The 18102-nt window shown below is 54.3% G+C and carries 17 protein-coding genes and 1 pseudogene; 14 read left to right on the forward strand and 4 right to left on the reverse strand.

Features of this window, described 5'->3' with window-relative positions; genetic code table 11:
- The 11 genes and pseudogenes from ACRCWW_RS14950 to mtr form a co-directional block, all read left to right on the forward strand.
- A pseudogene (locus ACRCWW_RS14950) lies at positions 1 to 71 on the forward strand (ribosome maturation factor RimP); the annotation flags it as partial.
- A 27-nt stretch (positions 72 to 98) separates the two neighbouring features.
- Positions 99 to 1586, forward strand: a complete 1488-nt coding sequence (gene nusA, locus ACRCWW_RS14955) for a transcription termination factor NusA (protein WP_404657546.1) — start codon at positions 99 to 101, stop codon at positions 1584 to 1586.
- A 24-nt stretch (positions 1587 to 1610) separates the two neighbouring features.
- Complete coding sequence (gene infB / locus ACRCWW_RS14960) at positions 1611 to 4295, forward strand: translation initiation factor IF-2 (protein ID WP_438683107.1); 2685 nt, start codon at positions 1611 to 1613, stop codon at positions 4293 to 4295.
- Positions 4296 to 4404: 109 nt separating this feature from the next.
- The gene (gene rbfA / locus ACRCWW_RS14965) at positions 4405 to 4806 is read left to right on the forward strand and encodes a 30S ribosome-binding factor RbfA (RefSeq protein WP_330983958.1); all 402 of its coding nucleotides are present in this window, start codon (positions 4405 to 4407) and stop codon (positions 4804 to 4806) included.
- Positions 4806 to 5750, forward strand: coding sequence for a tRNA pseudouridine(55) synthase TruB (gene truB / locus ACRCWW_RS14970; RefSeq protein WP_438683108.1), 945 nt, complete (start codon positions 4806 to 4808; stop codon positions 5748 to 5750). The genes rbfA and truB overlap by 1 nt, the downstream gene beginning before the upstream one ends.
- Positions 5751 to 5896: 146 nt before the next feature.
- Positions 5897 to 6166: a 30S ribosomal protein S15 gene (gene rpsO, locus ACRCWW_RS14975; protein WP_438683109.1), complete on the forward strand. Its 270-nt coding sequence runs from the start codon at positions 5897 to 5899 to the stop codon at positions 6164 to 6166.
- A gap of 250 nt (positions 6167 to 6416) precedes the next feature.
- On the forward strand, positions 6417 to 8552 hold the full coding sequence (gene pnp / locus ACRCWW_RS14980) for a polyribonucleotide nucleotidyltransferase (protein WP_438683110.1): 2136 nt from the start codon (positions 6417 to 6419) through the stop codon (positions 8550 to 8552).
- Between the two features lie 108 nt (positions 8553 to 8660).
- Positions 8661 to 9545 (forward strand): lipoprotein NlpI, encoded by an 885-nt coding sequence (nlpI, locus tag ACRCWW_RS14985; protein WP_330983955.1) that lies wholly within the window; start codon positions 8661 to 8663, stop codon positions 9543 to 9545.
- Between the two features lie 106 nt (positions 9546 to 9651).
- Complete coding sequence (yrbN, locus tag ACRCWW_RS14990) at positions 9652 to 9729, forward strand: protein YrbN (protein WP_099458804.1); 78 nt, start codon at positions 9652 to 9654, stop codon at positions 9727 to 9729.
- On the forward strand, positions 9722 to 11650 hold the full coding sequence (locus ACRCWW_RS14995; RefSeq protein ID WP_438683131.1) for a DEAD/DEAH family ATP-dependent RNA helicase: 1929 nt from the start codon (positions 9722 to 9724) through the stop codon (positions 11648 to 11650). Before yrbN ends, ACRCWW_RS14995 begins: the two co-directional genes overlap by 8 nt.
- 154 nt (positions 11651 to 11804) lie before the next feature.
- Positions 11805 to 13049, forward strand: a complete 1245-nt coding sequence (gene mtr / locus ACRCWW_RS15000; RefSeq protein ID WP_438683111.1) for a tryptophan permease — start codon at positions 11805 to 11807, stop codon at positions 13047 to 13049.
- An 87-nt stretch (positions 13050 to 13136) separates the two neighbouring features.
- On the opposite strand, the gene ACRCWW_RS15005 is transcribed toward mtr, so the two are convergent.
- The 3 genes from ACRCWW_RS15005 to ubiU form a co-directional block, all read right to left on the reverse strand.
- Entirely contained in the window at positions 13137 to 14144 is a 1008-nt protein-coding gene (locus tag ACRCWW_RS15005; RefSeq protein ID WP_438683112.1) for a luciferase-like monooxygenase, read from the reverse strand.
- 80 nt (positions 14145 to 14224) lie between these two features.
- Entirely contained in the window at positions 14225 to 15103 is an 879-nt protein-coding gene (locus ACRCWW_RS15010; protein ID WP_438683113.1) for a U32 family peptidase, read from the reverse strand.
- An 8-nt stretch (positions 15104 to 15111) separates the two neighbouring features.
- Positions 15112 to 16107, reverse strand: coding sequence for a ubiquinone anaerobic biosynthesis protein UbiU (ubiU, locus tag ACRCWW_RS15015; protein ID WP_438683114.1), 996 nt, complete (start codon positions 16105 to 16107; stop codon positions 15112 to 15114).
- A 220-nt stretch (positions 16108 to 16327) separates the two neighbouring features.
- Between ubiU and ubiT the strand changes: the two genes are divergently transcribed.
- Together ubiT and ACRCWW_RS15025 are read left to right on the forward strand one after the other, a co-directional pair.
- Positions 16328 to 16852, forward strand: a complete 525-nt coding sequence (gene ubiT / locus ACRCWW_RS15020; RefSeq protein ID WP_438683115.1) for a ubiquinone anaerobic biosynthesis accessory factor UbiT — start codon at positions 16328 to 16330, stop codon at positions 16850 to 16852.
- The gene (locus ACRCWW_RS15025; RefSeq protein WP_438683116.1) at positions 16846 to 17349 is read left to right on the forward strand and encodes a GNAT family N-acetyltransferase; all 504 of its coding nucleotides are present in this window, start codon (positions 16846 to 16848) and stop codon (positions 17347 to 17349) included. Before ubiT ends, ACRCWW_RS15025 begins: the two co-directional genes overlap by 7 nt.
- Here ACRCWW_RS15025 and ACRCWW_RS15030 read toward each other — a convergent pair.
- Positions 17336 to 17620, reverse strand: coding sequence for a GIY-YIG nuclease family protein (locus ACRCWW_RS15030; protein ID WP_438683117.1), 285 nt, complete (start codon positions 17618 to 17620; stop codon positions 17336 to 17338). The two genes, ACRCWW_RS15025 and ACRCWW_RS15030, sit on opposite strands and share 14 nt — an antisense overlap.
- Positions 17621 to 17672: 52 nt before the next feature.
- Here ACRCWW_RS15030 and ACRCWW_RS15035 point away from each other — a divergent pair, with 52 nt between their 5' ends.
- Positions 17673 to 18101, forward strand: coding sequence for a YhbP family protein (locus ACRCWW_RS15035; RefSeq protein WP_438683118.1), 429 nt, complete (start codon positions 17673 to 17675; stop codon positions 18099 to 18101).
- The last annotated feature ends 1 nt before the right edge of the window (position 18102 follow it).

The following is an 18102-nucleotide window of genomic DNA, read 5'->3' on the forward strand; positions in this document are numbered from 1 at the left end:
CAGTCGAAGGCAAAGATGAAGTGTTCGCGCTGAGTAACATCCAGAAGGCGAACCTGGTTCCCCACTTTTAACAGTCTGGATTGAGGTGAAAGGCCCCGATGAACAAAGAAATTTTGGCTGTTGTTGAAGCCGTTTCCAATGAAAAGTCACTGCCGCGCGAGAAGATTTTCGAAGCGCTGGAAAGTGCTCTGGCTACGGCAACCAAGAAAAAATACGAACAAGAGATCGATGTTCGCGTAGAAATCGATCGTAAGAGCGGTGATTTCGATACTTTCCGTCGCTGGGTTATTGTTGAAGAAGTGACTCAACCAACGAAAGAAATCACCCTCGAAGCCGCTCGTTATGAAGACGAGAGCTTTAACGTGGGCGATTATGTGGAAGACCAGATTGAATCTGTGACCTTCGACCGTATCACCACTCAAACCGCGAAACAGGTTATCGTGCAGAAGGTCCGCGAAGCGGAGCGTGCGATGGTTGTTGATCAGTTCCGTGAGCACGAAGGTGAAATCATCACCGGCGTGGTGAAGAAAGTGAACCGCGACAACATCTCTTTGGATCTCGGCAACAATGCTGAAGCTGTGATCCTGCGTGAAGATATGCTGCCACGTGAAAACTTCCGTCCGGGCGACCGTATTCGCGGCGTACTTTACTCTGTGCGTCCGGAAGCGCGTGGTGCGCAGCTGTTCGTTACCCGTTCCAAACCGGAAATGCTGGTTGAACTGTTCCGCATCGAAGTGCCGGAAATTGGCGAAGAAGTTATCGAAATCAAAGCGGCTGCTCGCGATCCTGGTTCTCGTGCGAAAATCGCCGTGAAAACCAACGATAAGCGTATCGATCCCGTCGGTGCCTGTGTGGGTATGCGCGGTGCGCGTGTTCAGGCTGTGTCTACTGAGCTTGGCGGTGAGCGTATCGATATCGTTCTGTGGGACGATAACCCGGCTCAGTTCGTGATCAACGCAATGGCACCGGCTGACGTTGCTTCTATCGTGGTTGACGAAGACAAGCACACCATGGATATCGCAGTTGAAGCGGGTAATCTGGCGCAGGCGATCGGCCGTAATGGTCAGAACGTGCGTCTGGCTTCACAGCTGAGCGGCTGGGATCTCAACGTGATGACCGTTGACGATCTGCAGGCGAAGCATCAGGCAGAGGCCCATGCGGCGATCGATACCTTCACCAAATATCTTGATATTGATGAAGACTTCGCCACCGTACTGGTTGAAGAAGGTTTCTCAAGCCTGGAAGAACTGGCCTATGTGCCAATGAAAGAACTGCTGGAAATCGATGGTCTGGACGAACAGACCGTTGAAGCACTTCGTGAACGTGCGAAAAACGCACTGACTACGCTGGCGCTGGCTCAGGAAGAAAGCCTCGGTGATAAAAAACCGGCTGACGATCTGCTGAACCTTGAAGGTCTGGATCGTGCAATGGCATTTAAGCTGGCTGCCCGCGGTGTTTGTACGCTGGAAGATCTTGCCGATCAGGGCATTGATGACCTGGCTGATATCGAAGGTTTGACCGACGAGAAAGCCGGTGAGCTCATCATGGCCGCACGCAATATTTGCTGGTTCGGCGACGAAGCGTAATAAACTGTAGCAGGAAGGAACAGCATGACAGATGTAACCGTAAAAACGCTGGCCGCAGAAATTCAGACTTCCGTGGACCGCCTGGTACAGCAATTTGCTGATGCAGGTATCCCGAAGAAAGCTGAAGATTCTGTGACCGCGCAAGAAAAACAAACCTTGTTAGCACACCTGAACCGTGAACACGGTTCAGCGCCTGACAAGCTGACGCTGCAGCGTAAAACCCGGAGCACCCTGAGCGTTCAGGGAACCGGTGGTAAGAGCAAATCGGTGCAGATTGAAGTCCGCAAAACGCGTACCTTTGTAAAACGTGACCCGCAGGAAGCTGACCGTCTGGCGGAAGAAGAAGCGAAGCGTGAAGCGGAAGAACAAGCCCGTCGTGAGGCTGAAGAAACAGCCAAGCGTGAGGCACAGGCAAAAGCTGAACGTGAGGCCGCAGAACAAGCTAAGCGTGAATCCGCTGAAAAAGCGAAGCGTGAAGTTGCGGAAAAAGACAAAGTGAGCAATCAACAGACAGACGATATGACCAAAACCGCCCAGGCTGAGAAAGCCCGCCGTGAAGCTGAAGCTGCAGAGCTGAAGCGTAAATCGGAAGAAGAAGCGCGTCGCAAGCTTGAAGAAGAAGCTCGCCGCGTAGCGGAAGAAGCCCGCCGCATGGCCGAAGAAAACGAGAAAAATGGGGTGAATAACGCTGAGCCGACTGAGGATACCAGCGATTATCACGTCACCACTTCTCAGCATGCGCGCCAGGCTGAAGACGAAAACGATCGTGAAAGCGAAGCCGGCCGTGGCCGCACTCGTAGCGCGAAAGCAGCTCGTCCAGCGAAGAAAGGCAATAAGCACGCTGAATCCAAAGCCGATCGCGAAGAAGCTCGCGCTGCCGTTCGTGGCGGCAAAGGCGGTAAGCGTAAAGGTTCCGCTCTGCAGCAGGGCTTCCAGAAGCCAGCTCAGGCCGTAAACCGTGACGTTGTGATTGGCGAAACCATCACCGTTGGCGATCTGGCTAACAAGATGGCAGTCAAAGGTTCTCAGGTCATCAAAGCGATGATGAAACTGGGCGCCATGGCGACCATCAACCAGGTCATCGACCAGGAAACCGCACAGCTGGTTGCCGAAGAGATGGGCCACAAAGTTATCCTGCGTCGTGAAAACGAGCTGGAAGAAGCGGTAATGAGCGACCGTGACACCGGTGCTGCTGCTGAGCCACGTGCGCCAGTCGTCACCATCATGGGTCACGTTGACCACGGTAAAACCTCTCTGCTCGACTACATTCGCTCAACGAAAGTGGCGTCTGGCGAAGCAGGTGGCATTACCCAGCACATTGGTGCTTACCACGTTGAAACTGACAACGGTATGATCACCTTCCTGGATACCCCGGGTCACGCCGCGTTTACCTCCATGCGTGCTCGTGGTGCTCAGGCAACGGATATCGTTGTTCTGGTTGTTGCAGCAGACGACGGCGTCATGCCGCAGACCATAGAAGCTATCCAGCACGCGAAAGCGGCGCAGGTGCCTCTGGTCGTTGCTGTGAACAAAATCGACAAACCTGAAGCGGACATGGATCGCGTTAAAAACGAACTGTCTCAGTACGGTGTTATGCCGGAAGAGTGGGGCGGTGAAGCGCAGTTCATCCCAGTATCTGCAAAAGTGGGTACCGGTGTTGACGACCTGCTGAACGCAATCCTGCTGCAGTCTGAAGTTCTGGAACTGAAAGCAGTTCGTAACGGTATGGCTAGCGGTGCAGTTATCGAATCCTTCCTGGATAAAGGTCGTGGTCCGGTTGCTACCGTTCTGGTTCGCGAAGGGACTCTGCACAAGGGCGACATCGTTCTGTGTGGCTTCGAATACGGTCGTGTTCGTGCGATGCGTGACGAACTGGGTCAGGAAGTTCTGGAAGCAGGTCCGTCCATTCCAGTGGAAATTCTGGGTCTGTCCGGTGTTCCGGCTGCTGGTGACGAAGTGACCGTTGTACGTGACGAGAAGAAAGCGCGTGAAGTTGCGCTGTATCGTCAGGGCAAATTCCGTGAAGTCAAACTGGCTCGTCAGCAGAAGTCCAAGCTGGAGAACATGTTTGCCAACATGACCGAAGGCGAAGTTCACGAAGTGAACGTCGTTCTGAAAGCCGACGTACAGGGTTCTGTCGAAGCGATCTCCGATTCCTTGCTGAAACTGTCTACCGACGAAGTGAAAGTGAAGATCATCGGTTCTGGCGTAGGGGGTATCACCGAAACCGACGCTACGCTTGCTGCGGCATCCAACGCTATCCTGGTTGGCTTCAACGTCCGTGCCGACGCTTCTGCGCGCCGCGTGATTGATGCTGAAAGCCTGGATCTGCGTTACTACTCCGTCATCTATCATCTGATTGACGAAGTGAAAGCAGCGATGAGCGGTATGCTGTCACCTGAGCTGAAACAGCAGATCATCGGTCTGGCTGAAGTGCGTGACGTGTTCAAATCGCCTAAATTCGGTGCGATCGCAGGTTGTATGGTTACCGAAGGTAACATCAAGCGTCACAACCCAATCCGCGTCCTGCGTGACAACGTGGTTATCTATGAAGGCGAGCTGGAATCCCTGCGTCGCTTCAAAGATGACGTCAACGAAGTCCGTAACGGCATGGAATGTGGTATCGGCGTGAAGAACTACAACGACGTTCGTGTTGGCGATATGATCGAAGTGTTCGAGATCATTGAGATCCAGCGCAGCATCGACTAATCCTCAAAGGATTAGCCAGCGTGTAAGCCGGGTCAGCGAAGCGCCACCCGGCATGAATTTCAAAAGGGGCTAATAGCCCCTTTGTTGTCTTTATTCTGGAGAATTTATTATGGCGAAAGAATTTGGTCGCCCGCAGCGCGTCGGTCAGGAGTTGCAAAAAGAAATTGCTATCATCCTGCAGCGCGAAATTAAAGATCCACGTCTTGGTCTGATGACCACCGTCTCCGGTGTGGAAGTCTCCCGTGACCTGGCTTATGCCAAAGTGTTTGTGACCTTCCTGAACGACAAAGACGAAGCTGCTGTTAAAGCGGGCATCCGTGCTTTGCAGGATGCGTCTGGCTTCATTCGTACGCTGCTGGGTAAAGCCATGCGCCTGCGTATCGTGCCGGAACTGACCTTCTTCTACGACAACTCACTGGTCGAAGGGATGCGTATGTCCAACCTCGTGACCAACGTGGTGAAGCATGACGATGAGCGTCGTGTTAACCCGGACGACAGCAAGGAGGACTAATGAGTCGTCCTCGTCGTCGTGGTCGCGATATCCATGGTGTGTTGCTGCTGGACAAGCCTCAGGGCGCTTCCAGCAACGATGTTCTGCAAAAGGTAAAGCGTCTTTATAACGCCAACCGTGCAGGGCACACCGGCGCGCTGGATCCGCTGGCGACCGGTATGCTTCCGGTCTGCCTCGGTGAGGCCACCAAGTTTTCTCAGTATCTGCTGGATTCCGACAAACGCTATCGCGTGATTGCGAAGCTTGGGCAGCGTACTGATACCTCTGATGCCGATGGTCAAATCGTCGAAGAGCGTCCAATGACTTTCAGCGCCTCCGATTTGGCTGTTGCGCTGGACAGCTTCCGAGGTGATACCCGGCAGGTGCCGTCGATGTATTCGGCGCTGAAATATCAGGGTAAAAAGCTGTACGAATACGCTCGCCAGGGCATTGACGTTCCGCGTGAAGCCCGTCCGATCACGGTCTACGAACTGCTGTTCATTCGTCATGAAGGTGATGAGCTTGAGCTTGAGATCCACTGTTCAAAGGGCACTTACATCAGGACGATCATTGATGATCTGGGCGAGAAGCTAGGCTGTGGCGCGCACGTCATTATGCTGCGTCGTCTGGCTGTGAGCCGTTATCCGGTCGATCGGATGGTGACACTGGAACAGCTCCATGCGCTGGTTGCTCAGGCAGAAGCGCAAGATATTCCTGCTGCCCAGTTACTGGATCCTTTACTCATGCCGATGGACAGTCCGGCATCGGACTTCCCAGTGGTGAACCTGCCGTTGGACTCTTCCGTGTACTTCAAAAACGGTAACCCTGTGCGTTCAGCGAACGTGACAGCAACCGGTTTAGTCCGCGTGACAGAAGGCGATGAAGCCAAATTCATCGGTATGGGCGAAATTGACGATGAAGGCCGCGTGGCACCACGCCGTCTGGTCGTTGAGTACCCGCAATAATCGCTCACCTTGCGATAACAAGTCGCTGCAGGTAGAATATTGCGGCTTAACGTCTGAACAACGGTTTCCCCGTAGGACGGCGTTAATCCTGGGGTCGCTGAATTAGAGATCGGCACCCTTTTTCCTTATTCATTCTGGAGTTTAAAATGTCTCTAAGCGTTGAAGCTAAAGCAAAAATCGTTTCCGAGTTTGGTCGTGGTTCTAACGACAGTGGTTCTACCGAAGTTCAGGTTGCACTGCTGACCGCTCAGATCAACCACCTGCAGGGTCACTTCTCTGAGCACAAAAAAGATCACCACAGCCGTCGTGGTCTGCTGCGCATGGTTTCTCAGCGTCGTAAACTGCTTGACTACCTGAAGCGTAAAGATGTTGCACGCTACGCCGCGCTGATCGAGCGTCTGGGTCTGCGTCGCTAATTCTGGCGAGTTTCAGAAAGAGGGGCCTTTATGGCCCCTTTTTTCAACCAGATGGCAGCAATCAGGCTGAAACTCATGTATTGTTTGTATTGCTGCGATAAATGATCTTCCGAGCAGAGTTTCGCGCGGCTAATGAGAGGCTTAACCCACGGCGGTTAGGATTGTCATTAGTCGCGAGGATGCCAGAAGATCGGGTCTCTGGACGGCACGCTCAATAGTGCGCTGTCCCTTATCAAGAAAGGATAAAATTTTGCTCAATCCGATCGTTCGTAAATTCCAGTACGGCCAACACACCGTAACGCTGGAAACCGGCATGATGGCTCGTCAGGCTACTGCCGCTGTCATGGTTAGCATGGATGACACTGCGGTATTCGTGACCGTTGTCGGCCAGAAAAAAGCTAAACCAGGCCAGGACTTCTTCCCACTGACTGTTAACTATCAGGAGCGTACTTACGCTGCTGGTAAAATCCCAGGTGGCTTCTTCCGTCGTGAAGGCCGTCCAAGCGAAGGCGAAACCCTGATTGCGCGTCTGATTGACCGCCCGGTTCGTCCACTGTTCCCGGAAGGCTTCGTTAACGAAGTTCAGGTTATCGCGACCGTTGTGTCCGTAAACCCACAGGTTAACCCTGATATCGTGGCAATGATCGGTGCTTCTGCCGCGCTGTCTCTGTCCGGTATTCCATTCAACGGCCCAATTGGTGCCGCTCGCGTGGGGTACATCAACGACCAGTACGTGCTGAACCCGACCCAGGAAGAGCTGAAAACCAGCAAGCTGGATCTGGTTGTTGCCGGTACTGAAGCCGCTGTACTGATGGTTGAGTCCGAAGCAGAATTGCTGAGCGAAGACACCATGCTGGGTGCGGTTGTCTATGGCCACGAACAGCAGCAGATTGTTATTCAGAACATCAACGATCTGGTGAAAGAAGCCGGTAAACCACGTTGGGACTGGCAGCCAGAAGCCGTCAACGAAGCGCTGAACGCGCGCGTTGCTGAACTGGCTAAAGCTCGTCTGAGCGATGCTTATCGCATCACTGACAAGCAGGAACGTTACGCTCAGGTTGATGCTATCAAATCTGAAGTCATCGCGACCCTGGTTGCTGAAGATGAAACGCTCGATGCCAATGAGCTCGGCGACATCCTGCACGACATCGAGAAAAACGCAGTTCGTAGCCGTGTACTGGCAGGCGAGCCACGTATCGATGGCCGTGAAAAAGACATGATTCGTGGTCTGGACGTGCGCACTGGCGTACTGCCACGTACTCACGGTTCTGCGCTGTTCACCCGTGGTGAAACTCAGGCGCTGGTAACCGCAACTCTTGGTACCGCCCGCGACGCACAGAACATCGACGAACTGATGGGCGAGCGTACTGACAGCTTCCTGTTCCACTACAACTTCCCTCCGTACTCTGTGGGCGAAACCGGTATGGTTGGTTCACCGAAGCGTCGTGAAATCGGTCACGGTCGTCTGGCGAAGCGTGGCGTGCTGGCAGTGATGCCGACCACTGACGAATTCCCATACACCGTACGTGTGGTATCTGAAATCACCGAATCCAACGGTTCTTCTTCCATGGCTTCCGTGTGCGGTGCTTCACTGGCACTCATGGACGCAGGCGTACCGGTGAAATCTGCAGTTGCAGGTATCGCGATGGGCCTGGTGAAAGAAGGCGACAACTTTGTCGTACTGTCTGACATCCTCGGCGACGAAGACCACCTTGGCGATATGGACTTCAAAGTAGCGGGTTCCCGCGACGGTATCTCTGCACTGCAGATGGATATCAAAATTGAAGGTATCACCAAAGAGATCATGCAGGTTGCTCTGAACCAGGCTAAAGGTGCACGACTGCACATCCTGGGCGTGATGGAACAGGCGATTAACGCGCCACGTGGCGATATCTCTGAGTTCGCACCGCGTATCCACACCATCAAGATCAATCCAGACAAGATCAAAGACGTTATCGGTAAAGGTGGTTCTGTCATCCGTGCGCTGACTGAAGAAACCGGCACCACCATCGAAATCGAAGATGATGGTACCGTGAAAATCGCAGCAACTGACGGCGACAAAGCGGCCTATGCTATCCGCCGTATCGAAGAAATTACTGCTGAAATCGAAGTCGGTCGTATCTACAACGGTAAAGTCACCCGTATCGTTGATTTCGGTGCGTTCGTAGCTATCGGCGGCGGTAAAGAAGGTCTGGTTCACATCTCTCAAATCGCTGACAAGCGTGTAGAGAAAGTGACTGACTATCTGCAGATGGGTCAGGAAGTACCGGTTAAAGTTCTGGAAGTCGATCGCCAGGGCCGTGTACGTCTGAGCATTAAAGAAGCGACCGAGCAGACTCAGCCTGCGGCCGCGCCGGAAGCTCCGGCAGCGGAACAGGGCGAGTAAGGTTGCCATTTGCCCTCCGCCTTTGCGGAGGGCGCATTCCGGGCAGGACGCTTGTTGAGCCACCGGAGAACAGGACGTTCATCCAATTGTTGTCTTCGGGAGTGGGAAATGAAGCCTTTTTTGCGCTGGTGTTTCGTTGCGACAGCACTCACGCTGGCAGGATGCAGCAACTCTGCCTGGCGTAAGAGCGAAGTCCTGGCGGTGCCATTGCAACCGACTTTACAGCAAGAAGTGATTCTGGCCCGTATGGAACAGATTCTTGCCAGTCGGGCTTTAACCGATGATGAACGCGCGCAGCTTTTATATGAGCGCGGAGTGTTGTATGATAGTCTCGGTTTGAGGGCATTAGCGCGTAACGATTTCTCGCAAGCGCTGGCAATCAGACCAGATATGCCTGAAGTATTCAATTACTTAGGTATTTACTTAACGCAGGCAGGCAATTTTGATGCTGCCTATGAAGCGTTTGATTCTGTACTTGAGCTTGATCCAACTTACAATTACGCATACTTAAACCGCGGCATCGCGTTGTATTACGGTGGTCGTGCTAAGTTAGCGCAAGATGATCTGCTGGCGTTTTATCAAGACGATCCCAATGATCCTTTCCGTAGCCTGTGGCTTTATATCGTTGAGCAGAAGCTCGATGAGAAGCAGGCTGTCGTAGCACTGAAGCAGCGCTATGAAAAATCGGACAAAGAGCAATGGGGATGGAACATTGTCGAGTTCTACCTCGGTAACATTAGCGAAGCAACGCTGATGGACAAGCTGAAGGCAGACGCAACGGATAACACCTCGCTCGCTGAGCATCTCAGTGAAACAAACTTCTATTTAGGTAAGTACTACCTAAGTCTGGGGGACAAGGACAGCGCTGCGGCACTGTTCAAACTGGCGGTTGCTAACAACGTTCATAACTTTGTTGAGCACCGATACGCATTGTTGGAATTAGCGCTCTTGGGCCAGGAGCAAGACGACCTGGCAGAATCGGACCAGCAATAGCTGACGAACAACTCAGCCCATAATCTTTTTTGATTGCCATCATCTTCACGGGTGAGGGCTTTATTGTTCGTTAATTCACCAAATTTGAGCCGGTTCACACTTTTCAATGAAAATTGCAGATCAATTTCACGATGAGTTACGTAGACTGGCCGCCATCAATGAGGCACATGTACTACATGACTGATATCATCGAAACTACTTTTTCTGATCTGGGGCTGAATGCCTCCATTCTTAGCGCTCTGAACGATCTGGGTTACGAAAAACCATCACCAATCCAGGCAGAGTGTATTCCGCATTTGCTGAATGGCCGCGATGTACTGGGCATGGCCCAGACGGGTAGCGGAAAAACTGCAGCGTTCTCCCTGCCGCTGCTGCACAACCTTGATCCTGAGCTGAAAGCACCACAGATCCTGGTGCTGGCACCGACCCGCGAACTGGCGGTACAGGTTGCTGAAGCAATGACGGATTTCTCCAAACATATGCGCGGCGTAAACGTGGTTGCCCTGTACGGCGGCCAGCGTTACGACGTGCAATTACGCGCTCTGCGCCAGGGTCCACAGATTGTCGTCGGTACGCCGGGCCGTCTGCTGGATCACCTGAAACGCGGTACTCTGGATCTCTCTAAACTGAGCGGTCTGGTACTGGATGAAGCTGACGAAATGCTGCGCATGGGCTTCATCGAAGACGTAGAAACCATTATGGCGGAGATCCCAGAAGGTCATCAGACCGCGCTGTTCTCTGCAACCATGCCAGAAGCGATTCGTCGTATTACTCGTCGTTTCATGAAAGAGCCGCAGGAAGTCCGCATCCAGTCAAGCGTGACTACCCGTCCTGACATCAGCCAGAGCTACTGGACTGTCTGGGGTATGCGTAAAAATGAAGCGCTGGTGCGTTTCCTGGAAGCAGAAGATTTTGATGCGGCGATCATCTTCGTTCGTACCAAAAACGCGACCCTGGAAGTGGCAGAAGCGCTGGAGCGTAGCGGTTATAACAGCGCCGCGCTGAACGGTGACATGAACCAGTCCCTGCGTGAGCAGACTCTGGACCGCCTGAAAGACGGTCGTCTGGATATCCTGATTGCCACCGACGTTGCGGCACGTGGTCTGGACGTTGAGCGTATCAGCCTGGTCGTAAACTACGATATCCCAATGGATTCTGAGTCTTACGTTCACCGTATTGGTCGTACCGGCCGTGCGGGTCGTGCTGGCCGTGCGCTGCTGTTCGTTGAGAACCGCGAGCGTCGTCTGCTGCGTAACATCGAACGCACCATGAAGCTGACCATTCCAGAAGTGGAACTGCCGAACGCAGAACTGCTGGGCAAACGCCGTCTGGAAAAATTCTCTGCCAAAGTTCAGCAGCAGCTGGAAAGCAGCGATCTGGATCTGTACCGTGGCCTGCTGTCTCAAATTCAGCCGACCGTCGAAGGCGAAGAGCTGGATATGGAAACGCTGGCCGCAGCACTGCTGAAAATGGCTCAGGGCGAACGTTCTCTGATTGTTCCACCTGATGCACCGATGCGTCCTAAGCGTGAGTTCCGCGATCGTGATGATCGTTTCGAACGCCGTGGCGACCGCAACGATCGTGGCCCGCGTGGCGATCGTCCAGAGCGTGGTGGTGAAGACCGTCCACGTCGCGAACGTCGTGATGTTGGCGATATGCAGCTGTACCGCATTGAAGTGGGCCGTGATGATGGCGTTGAAGTTCGCCATATCGTGGGCGCGATTGCTAACGAAGGTGATATCAGCAGCCGTTACATCGGTAACATCAAGCTGTTCGGTACGCACTCTACTATCGAGCTGCCAAAAGGTATGCCGGGCGAAGTTCTGCAGCACTTTACTCGCACCCGCATCCTGAACAAGCCGATGAACATGCAGCTGGTCGGTGATGCGCAGCCGCACACCGGTGGCGGTGAGCGTCGTGGTGGCAACGGCGGTGGTCGTGGTTTCGGTGGCGAGCGTCGTGAAGGCGGTCGTGGTGAAGGTCGTCGCTTCAGCGGTGAACGCCGTGAAGGTGGCGCAGGCCGTTTCAGCGGTGAGCGTCGCGAAGGTGGCCGTGGCCCACGTCGTGAAGATGCACCAGTACGTCGTCGTCCTACCGAAGCGTAATAGCCGAGTAAAAAACTACGTTTGCTGACGTAAAGTAAACGATACAGCCCCGATGAAGCTTATCGGGGCTTTTTTTATTTCAATTGTACTCATGTACTGGTACATTGCTTCGCGTAAACGGGCAACACATTCACTTTTCTGGAGAGCAGGTCCTATGGCGACATTAACCACCACAGCCACTCGTCCGTCGTTATTTGGCGGCGTGGTGATTATCGGCGGAACCATTATTGGCGCGGGGATGTTCTCGCTGCCGGTGGTGATGTCCGGCGCGTGGTTTTTCTGGTCGCTGGCAGCGCTGGTGTTTACCTGGTTCTGCATGCTCCATTCGGGCCTGATGATCCTCGAAGCGAACCTGAATTACCGTATTGGTTCAAGCTTCGATACCATCACCAAAGATTTGCTCGGCAAAGGCTGGAACCTGATCAACGGGCTGTCGATTGCCTTTGTACTCTACATCCTGACCTATGCCTATATCTCGGCAAGCAGCTCGATTCTGCATCACACCTTCAGTGAAATGTCGCTGAACGTGCCGCCGCGCCTTGCGGGCCTCGGCTTCGCGCTGATTGTGGCATTTGTAGTGTGGTTGAGTACCAAAGCGGTCAGCCGAATGACGGCGATTGTGCTGGGGGCAAAAGTGATCACCTTCTTCCTGACCTTCGGCAGTCTGCTGGGGCATGTTGAAGCGCCGACGCTGTTTAACGTCGCACAACAGAACACCTCTTATTTACCTTATCTGCTGATGACGCTGCCGTTCTGCCTGGCCTCGTTTGGCTATCACGGTAATGTGCCGAGCCTGATGAAGTACTACGGCAAAGATCCACAAACCATCGTCAAATGCCTGGTGTACGGCACGCTGTTGGCGCTGGGGCTGTATGTGATTTGGCTGCTGGGCACGATGGGCAATATCCCGCGTCCGGAATTTATCGGCATCGCACAGAAGGGCGGCAATATTGATGTGCTGGTGCAGGCCCTGAGCGGTGTGCTGAACAGCCGCAGCCTGGACCTGCTGTTGGTCGTTTTCTCTAACTTCGCGGTGGCGAGCTCTTTCCTCGGGGTGACGCTGGGCCTGTTTGATTACCTGGCGGATTTGTTCAAGTTCGACGATTCAGGAATGGGCCGTTTCAAAACCGCTTTGCTGACTTTTGTTCCGCCGATTGTGGGTGGCCTGCTGTGGCCGAACGGTTTCCTGTATGCGATAGGTTATGCGGGGCTGGCGGCAACCATCTGGGCGGCAATTGTTCCGGCGCTGCTGGCACGTAAATCACGTAAACGCTTCGGCAGCCCGCAGTTCCGTGTCTGGGGCGGCAAACCGATGATAGCGCTGATTCTGGTCTTTGGTGTGGGCAACGTGGTGGTGCACTTCCTGTCGAGCTTTAATCTGCTGCCTGTGTATCAGTAAAGCATGTTGCCGGATGGCGGCTGCGCCTTATCCGGCCTACAAGATCGCGTAGGCCGGGCTAGCGTTAGCGCCGCCCGGCAAAACAGCTTACCCCAGCATCTCCTCGCGCACCTGCATCGCTAAATCAAACGAATGCAAACGCGCCTGATGATCGAAAATCTGGCCGTTAACCATAATTTCATCAGCCTGCGTTTCCCGCAGAACGGATTCCAGCCCGTGGCGAATTTTCGCTTTATCACCCACCAGAGACATCCCCAGCGCGTTATCCACGCCGTACTTTTCTGACGGCGACCAGAACTGATCCATATTCTGAATCGGCGGTGGCAGTTGCCCGGTTTCGCCCCGGCGCAGTTTCACAAACGCCTGCTGCATGGAGGTAAACAGGAATTCTGCATCGCGGTTACTGTCTGCGGCAATGATGTTGATACAGACCATCGCGTACGGTTTTTCCAGACGCCCGGATGGTTTGAAGTTTGCCCGGTAGAGATGCAACGCCTGGAACAGCATATCGGGCGCAAAATGCGAGGCGAAAGCGAACGGGAGGCCAAGCTGAGCGGCAAGCTGCGCGCTGTAAAGGCTTGAGCCTAACAGCCACACAGGAATTTTTTCGCCATATCCCGGCACGGGACGTACTTGCGGATTCGGGTCACGCGCGTCAAACCAGCCGACCAGTTCAGCCACATCGCGAGGGAAGTTATCAATATCGCCACCCATATGGCGACGAAGCGCTCGCATGGTTGGCTGGTCGCTACCTGGCGCACGACCCAGGCCTAAATCGATGCGGCCAGGATACAGCGTGTTGAGCGTTCCGAACTGCTCTGCAATCACCAGTGGAGAGTGGTTGGGTAACATCACGCCGCCGGAGCCCAGGTGTAAGGTCGTGGTATTAGCGGCCAGATAGCCAATCAGCACAGATGTCGCCGCACTGGCGATACCGGTCATGTTGTGGTGTTCGGCCAGCCAGTAGCGATGATAACCACGCTTCTCAGCGAGGCGGGCAAGATCGAGCGAATGGGCAAACGCGTCTTTGGCCGCTGAACCCTGTGGGATCGGGGCCAGGTCCAGCAGCGAGAAAGGAATCGATTTGTCGATCATAACAGCTCACTTTGTCATCGGCATATTTTTTAATAGTGCATTAAAAAATGATAACCGTTGTTAACAAAGTGAGCTTTTATTTACGCCTGAAGCGCCAGCCCGGCCAGTCGTTTCCAGTAGCCGTTGCAGTCGCTGTGTGCTTCAAGCTTGAGGGGTGAGGCACCGTTTTCATTTGCCCGGAAGGCGTCGATCATCGCGAACGTGCCGGTATCGAGAGGCGACAGACGAACCATATCGACCAGGCCCTGCATGGAGGCCAGCTCGTTACCGAGGTTATAGACATAGCCGCTCATGGTCTGAATGCCGTTCAGCACAAACACCTGCTGATCCTCCTGAGACAGCACGCTGCGCCCGTTCGGGTATTTGATGCAGCAGGTTTCGCATTCGTCCTTCGGCAGATCTTCTGAGCGCGCGGTAAAGCAGCGGGCGGAGTAGGCGAGCGGCAGGTGGCCGTAGCTTAATACTTCCACCTCGAACTTATTGCGGATCCCCAGTTCTTCACACTGCGCGAGCAGGTTTACCAGCCAGTCGCGGGAAAGTTCTACCGGCATGCACCAGCGCACCATGCCCTGCTTTTGCAGCAGGCGCAGTGTGACGGCGTTATAGCAGTTCAGCGCGTGTCCGGCGACAAACGGCAGCTTGCGCTCGGCACAGAGATTCACCACGCCGAGATCGCTCGCTTCAATCAGGAAATCACCGTTGTCGACATAGCGCTTCAGTTCGTTAAGCTCGGAAGACGCCTGTACCAGTGCGAGTGTGGAGAGCACAATCTGCTTGCCGCTGCCCGCCAGGCTTTTCGCCATCCCCAGCCAGTCGCCCACTTTGGTGGCACGACGCTTGCTGCACACCGCTTCACCGAGATAAATCACGTCGGCGCTGCTTTGGGCTGCCAGCTGGTAAAAATCTTCCAGCGTCTCTTTTGGCCAGTAGTAAAGCACCGGCCCTAATGAATATTTCATCGTCTTCCTTACTGCCATTTACGGTGATAAGCGCCAAGCGTAGTCTGCGTGCCTTCTGACATCGCTCCCAGCGTGTCCATCCATGCCGCCTGAGGCACGAAGTTTTGCGGATCGGCGATGCAGCGGTCGATGGCCTGACGCCACACTTTTGCCACCTGGCTAACGTACGCCGGGCTGCGCTGGCGGCCTTCAATTTTCACGGAAGCGATATTGGCTGCCAGCAGTTCCGGCAACAGCTCAAGCGTATTGAGGCTGGTCGGTTCTTCGAGCGCATGATAAGGCTCGCCATCGACGCGATAACGGCCCTTACACAGCGTTGGATAGCCTGCGTTTTCACCGTCCTGATAACGGTCGATCAGCACGTCATTCAGGCGCGATTCCAGTCCCTGCGGCGTTTGCTGCCAGCGAACATACTTCGCCGGGGAGCAAGCACCCACGGTATTCGGCGACTCCCCTGTTAAATAGGAGGAGAGATAGCAGCGCCCTTCAGCCATAATGCACAGGCTGCCAAACGCAAAAACTTCCAGTGGAACTGGCGTGGTACGGGCGAGTTGCTTAACCTGATGAATAGACAACACGCGCGGAAGCACCACGCGAGCGACATCAAAATGGCGATGATAGAAGCGAATGGCCTCTTCATTAGTGGCCGAAGCCTGAACGGAAACGTGACGCTCGATGTGCGGATAGCGCTCGGCGGCGTACTCCAGCATCGCGATATCGGCAAGGATCAGCGCGTCTGCACCAAGCTGGGCTGCCATATCGACCGCGCGCTGCCAGCGGGCGTAACCGTCCGGATGCGCAAAGGTGTTGATCGCAATGTGAAGCTTGCGGCGGTGCTGATGAACAAAGCTGACCGCTTCCTGCAGTTTCTTTTCAGTGAAGTTCAGGCCAGCAAAGTGGCGGGCGTTGGTGTCATCTTTCAGGCCGATATAGACCGCGTCGGCGCCATTTTCGATGGCCGCCTTAAGCGCCGGAAGGTTTCCGGCAGGGCAGAGCAGCTCCATAATGTTTCCTGAAGGCAGCGACCCGCAGGGCCGCAGGATTGTTAACGAACTGGGATTTTAGATAACCCACCGTCGACAATTTTTGATTTGAGGCAGTTAAAAGCGCATTGATGTTGCCAATAATGGCGGTGCTGTCTTACAGAATTGTTGATTTACGCCGCTATGTGACTTCACGGATGTGGCAGAATAACCAGACTATTGCATTGAGGGAGTAAAGCTCGTGTTGGATAAACTGCGTTCACGCCTGGTCACACTGGGCCCGACTCTGATGAGTGTCCCGGTCAAGGTCACGCCTTTTGCGCTGAAACGCCAGGTGCTGGAACAGATGCTAAGCTGGCAGTTCCGCCAGGCGCTGGCAGACGGGGAACTGGAGTTCCTCGAAGGCCGTTGGCTGAGCATCGAAGTGCGTGATATCGGCCTGCGCTGGTTCACTTCCGTTGAGAACGACCGTCTTATCGTCAGCAATCACGCTGATGCCGACGTGAGTTTCAGCGCGAATGCCAGCGATCTGTTGATGATCGCGGCACGCAAGCAGGATCCGGATACGCTCTTTTTCCAGCGCCGTCTGGTGATTGAAGGCGACACGGAATTAGGGCTGTACGTCAAAAACCTGATGGATGCCATTGAGCTTGATCAGATGCCAAAAGCGTTGCGGATCATGCTGATGCAGATGGCAGACTTCGTGGAGGCGGGTCTTAACACCCCGTCACAAACCAGACAGACATCGGTAGGTGAGCCATGCTGATTCGAGTGGAGATTGGGATAGATGCGCCGGGCATTGACGCTCTGCTGCGCCGCGAATTTGACGGTGACGGTGAAGCTGATTTGGTGCACTCCCTGCGGGAAGATGGCCTGATTACGCTGGGCGTTGTCGCAACAGATGACGAAGGACAAGTGGTGGGCTACGTGGCCTTCAGCCCGGTCAGCGTTGAAGGCGAAGAGCTACAGTGGGTAGGCATGGCGCCGCTGGCTGTGGCAAAAGAATACCAGGGGCAGGGAATTGGCCGTCAGTTAGTCTATGAAGGGCTGGATTCGCTGAATGAGTTTGGTTATGCCGCTGTGGTGACGCTTGGCGACCCGGCACTGTATGGCAAACTAGGCTTTGAACCGGCTGCGCGTTTTGATCTGCGCTGTCGCTGGCCTGGCACCGAAGCGGCGTTCCAGGTTCGTCCGCTGGCTGATGACGCAATGAATGGCGTGCATGGGCTGGTGGAGTATTGCGATCACTTCAATCGTTTCTGAGGTTCGCCAGTAGCGTCTCAAACGAAGCATCACCGCTGACGAGGCGCTCTTTCTGAGGTTTCGTCAGCTGCTTGATGCGGTACTCCAGGCGTAACGCCAGTGAGTGTTCACCCACTTCTCTGAAAAAGGCCAGCGCGAGTTCACCTTTCCCGCGTAGCGCTTTGGCTCCTTTCCCGCACTGATGCTGCGCAAAGCGGCGTTCCACATCAGTGGTGATGCCGGTGTATAAGCGGTTATCGGCAGTGCGAATCAAATAGACGAACCAGCACACGTTCCTGCTCCTGTGTTAAGGTGAGCGCACCATAGCACGTGGGAGCGCAAAAATGGAGTCACTGGCACTCATCAGCCGATGGCTGGAAAAACAGCATGTTGTCAGCTGGAGCGTCGTAAAGGACGGCGAACTGTGGGCCGCCAGCGCGTTTTATCTCTTCGACCGTCAGACCATTTCGTTTTATCTCCTCAGTGAAGAAAGCACCCGTCACGCCCAAATGAGCGGCAAATGTGCGCCCGTTGCAGGCACCGTCAATGGTCAACCCAAAACGGTGGCACTGATTCGCGGTGTTCAGTTTCGTGGCGAAATTCGCCTGCTGGAAGGTGAAGAGAGCGCCACCGTCCGTGAGCGATACAACCGCCGTTTTCCTGTTGCCCGAATGATGCCAGCCCCGGTGTGGCAAATCCGCATTGATGAACTAAAGTTCACCGACAATACTCTGGGTTTCGGTAAAAAATTCCACTGGTTACGACAGGATTAGC

The organism is Scandinavium sp., from assembly GCF_051650185.1.
GTDB lineage: Bacteria > Pseudomonadota > Gammaproteobacteria > Enterobacterales > Enterobacteriaceae > Scandinavium.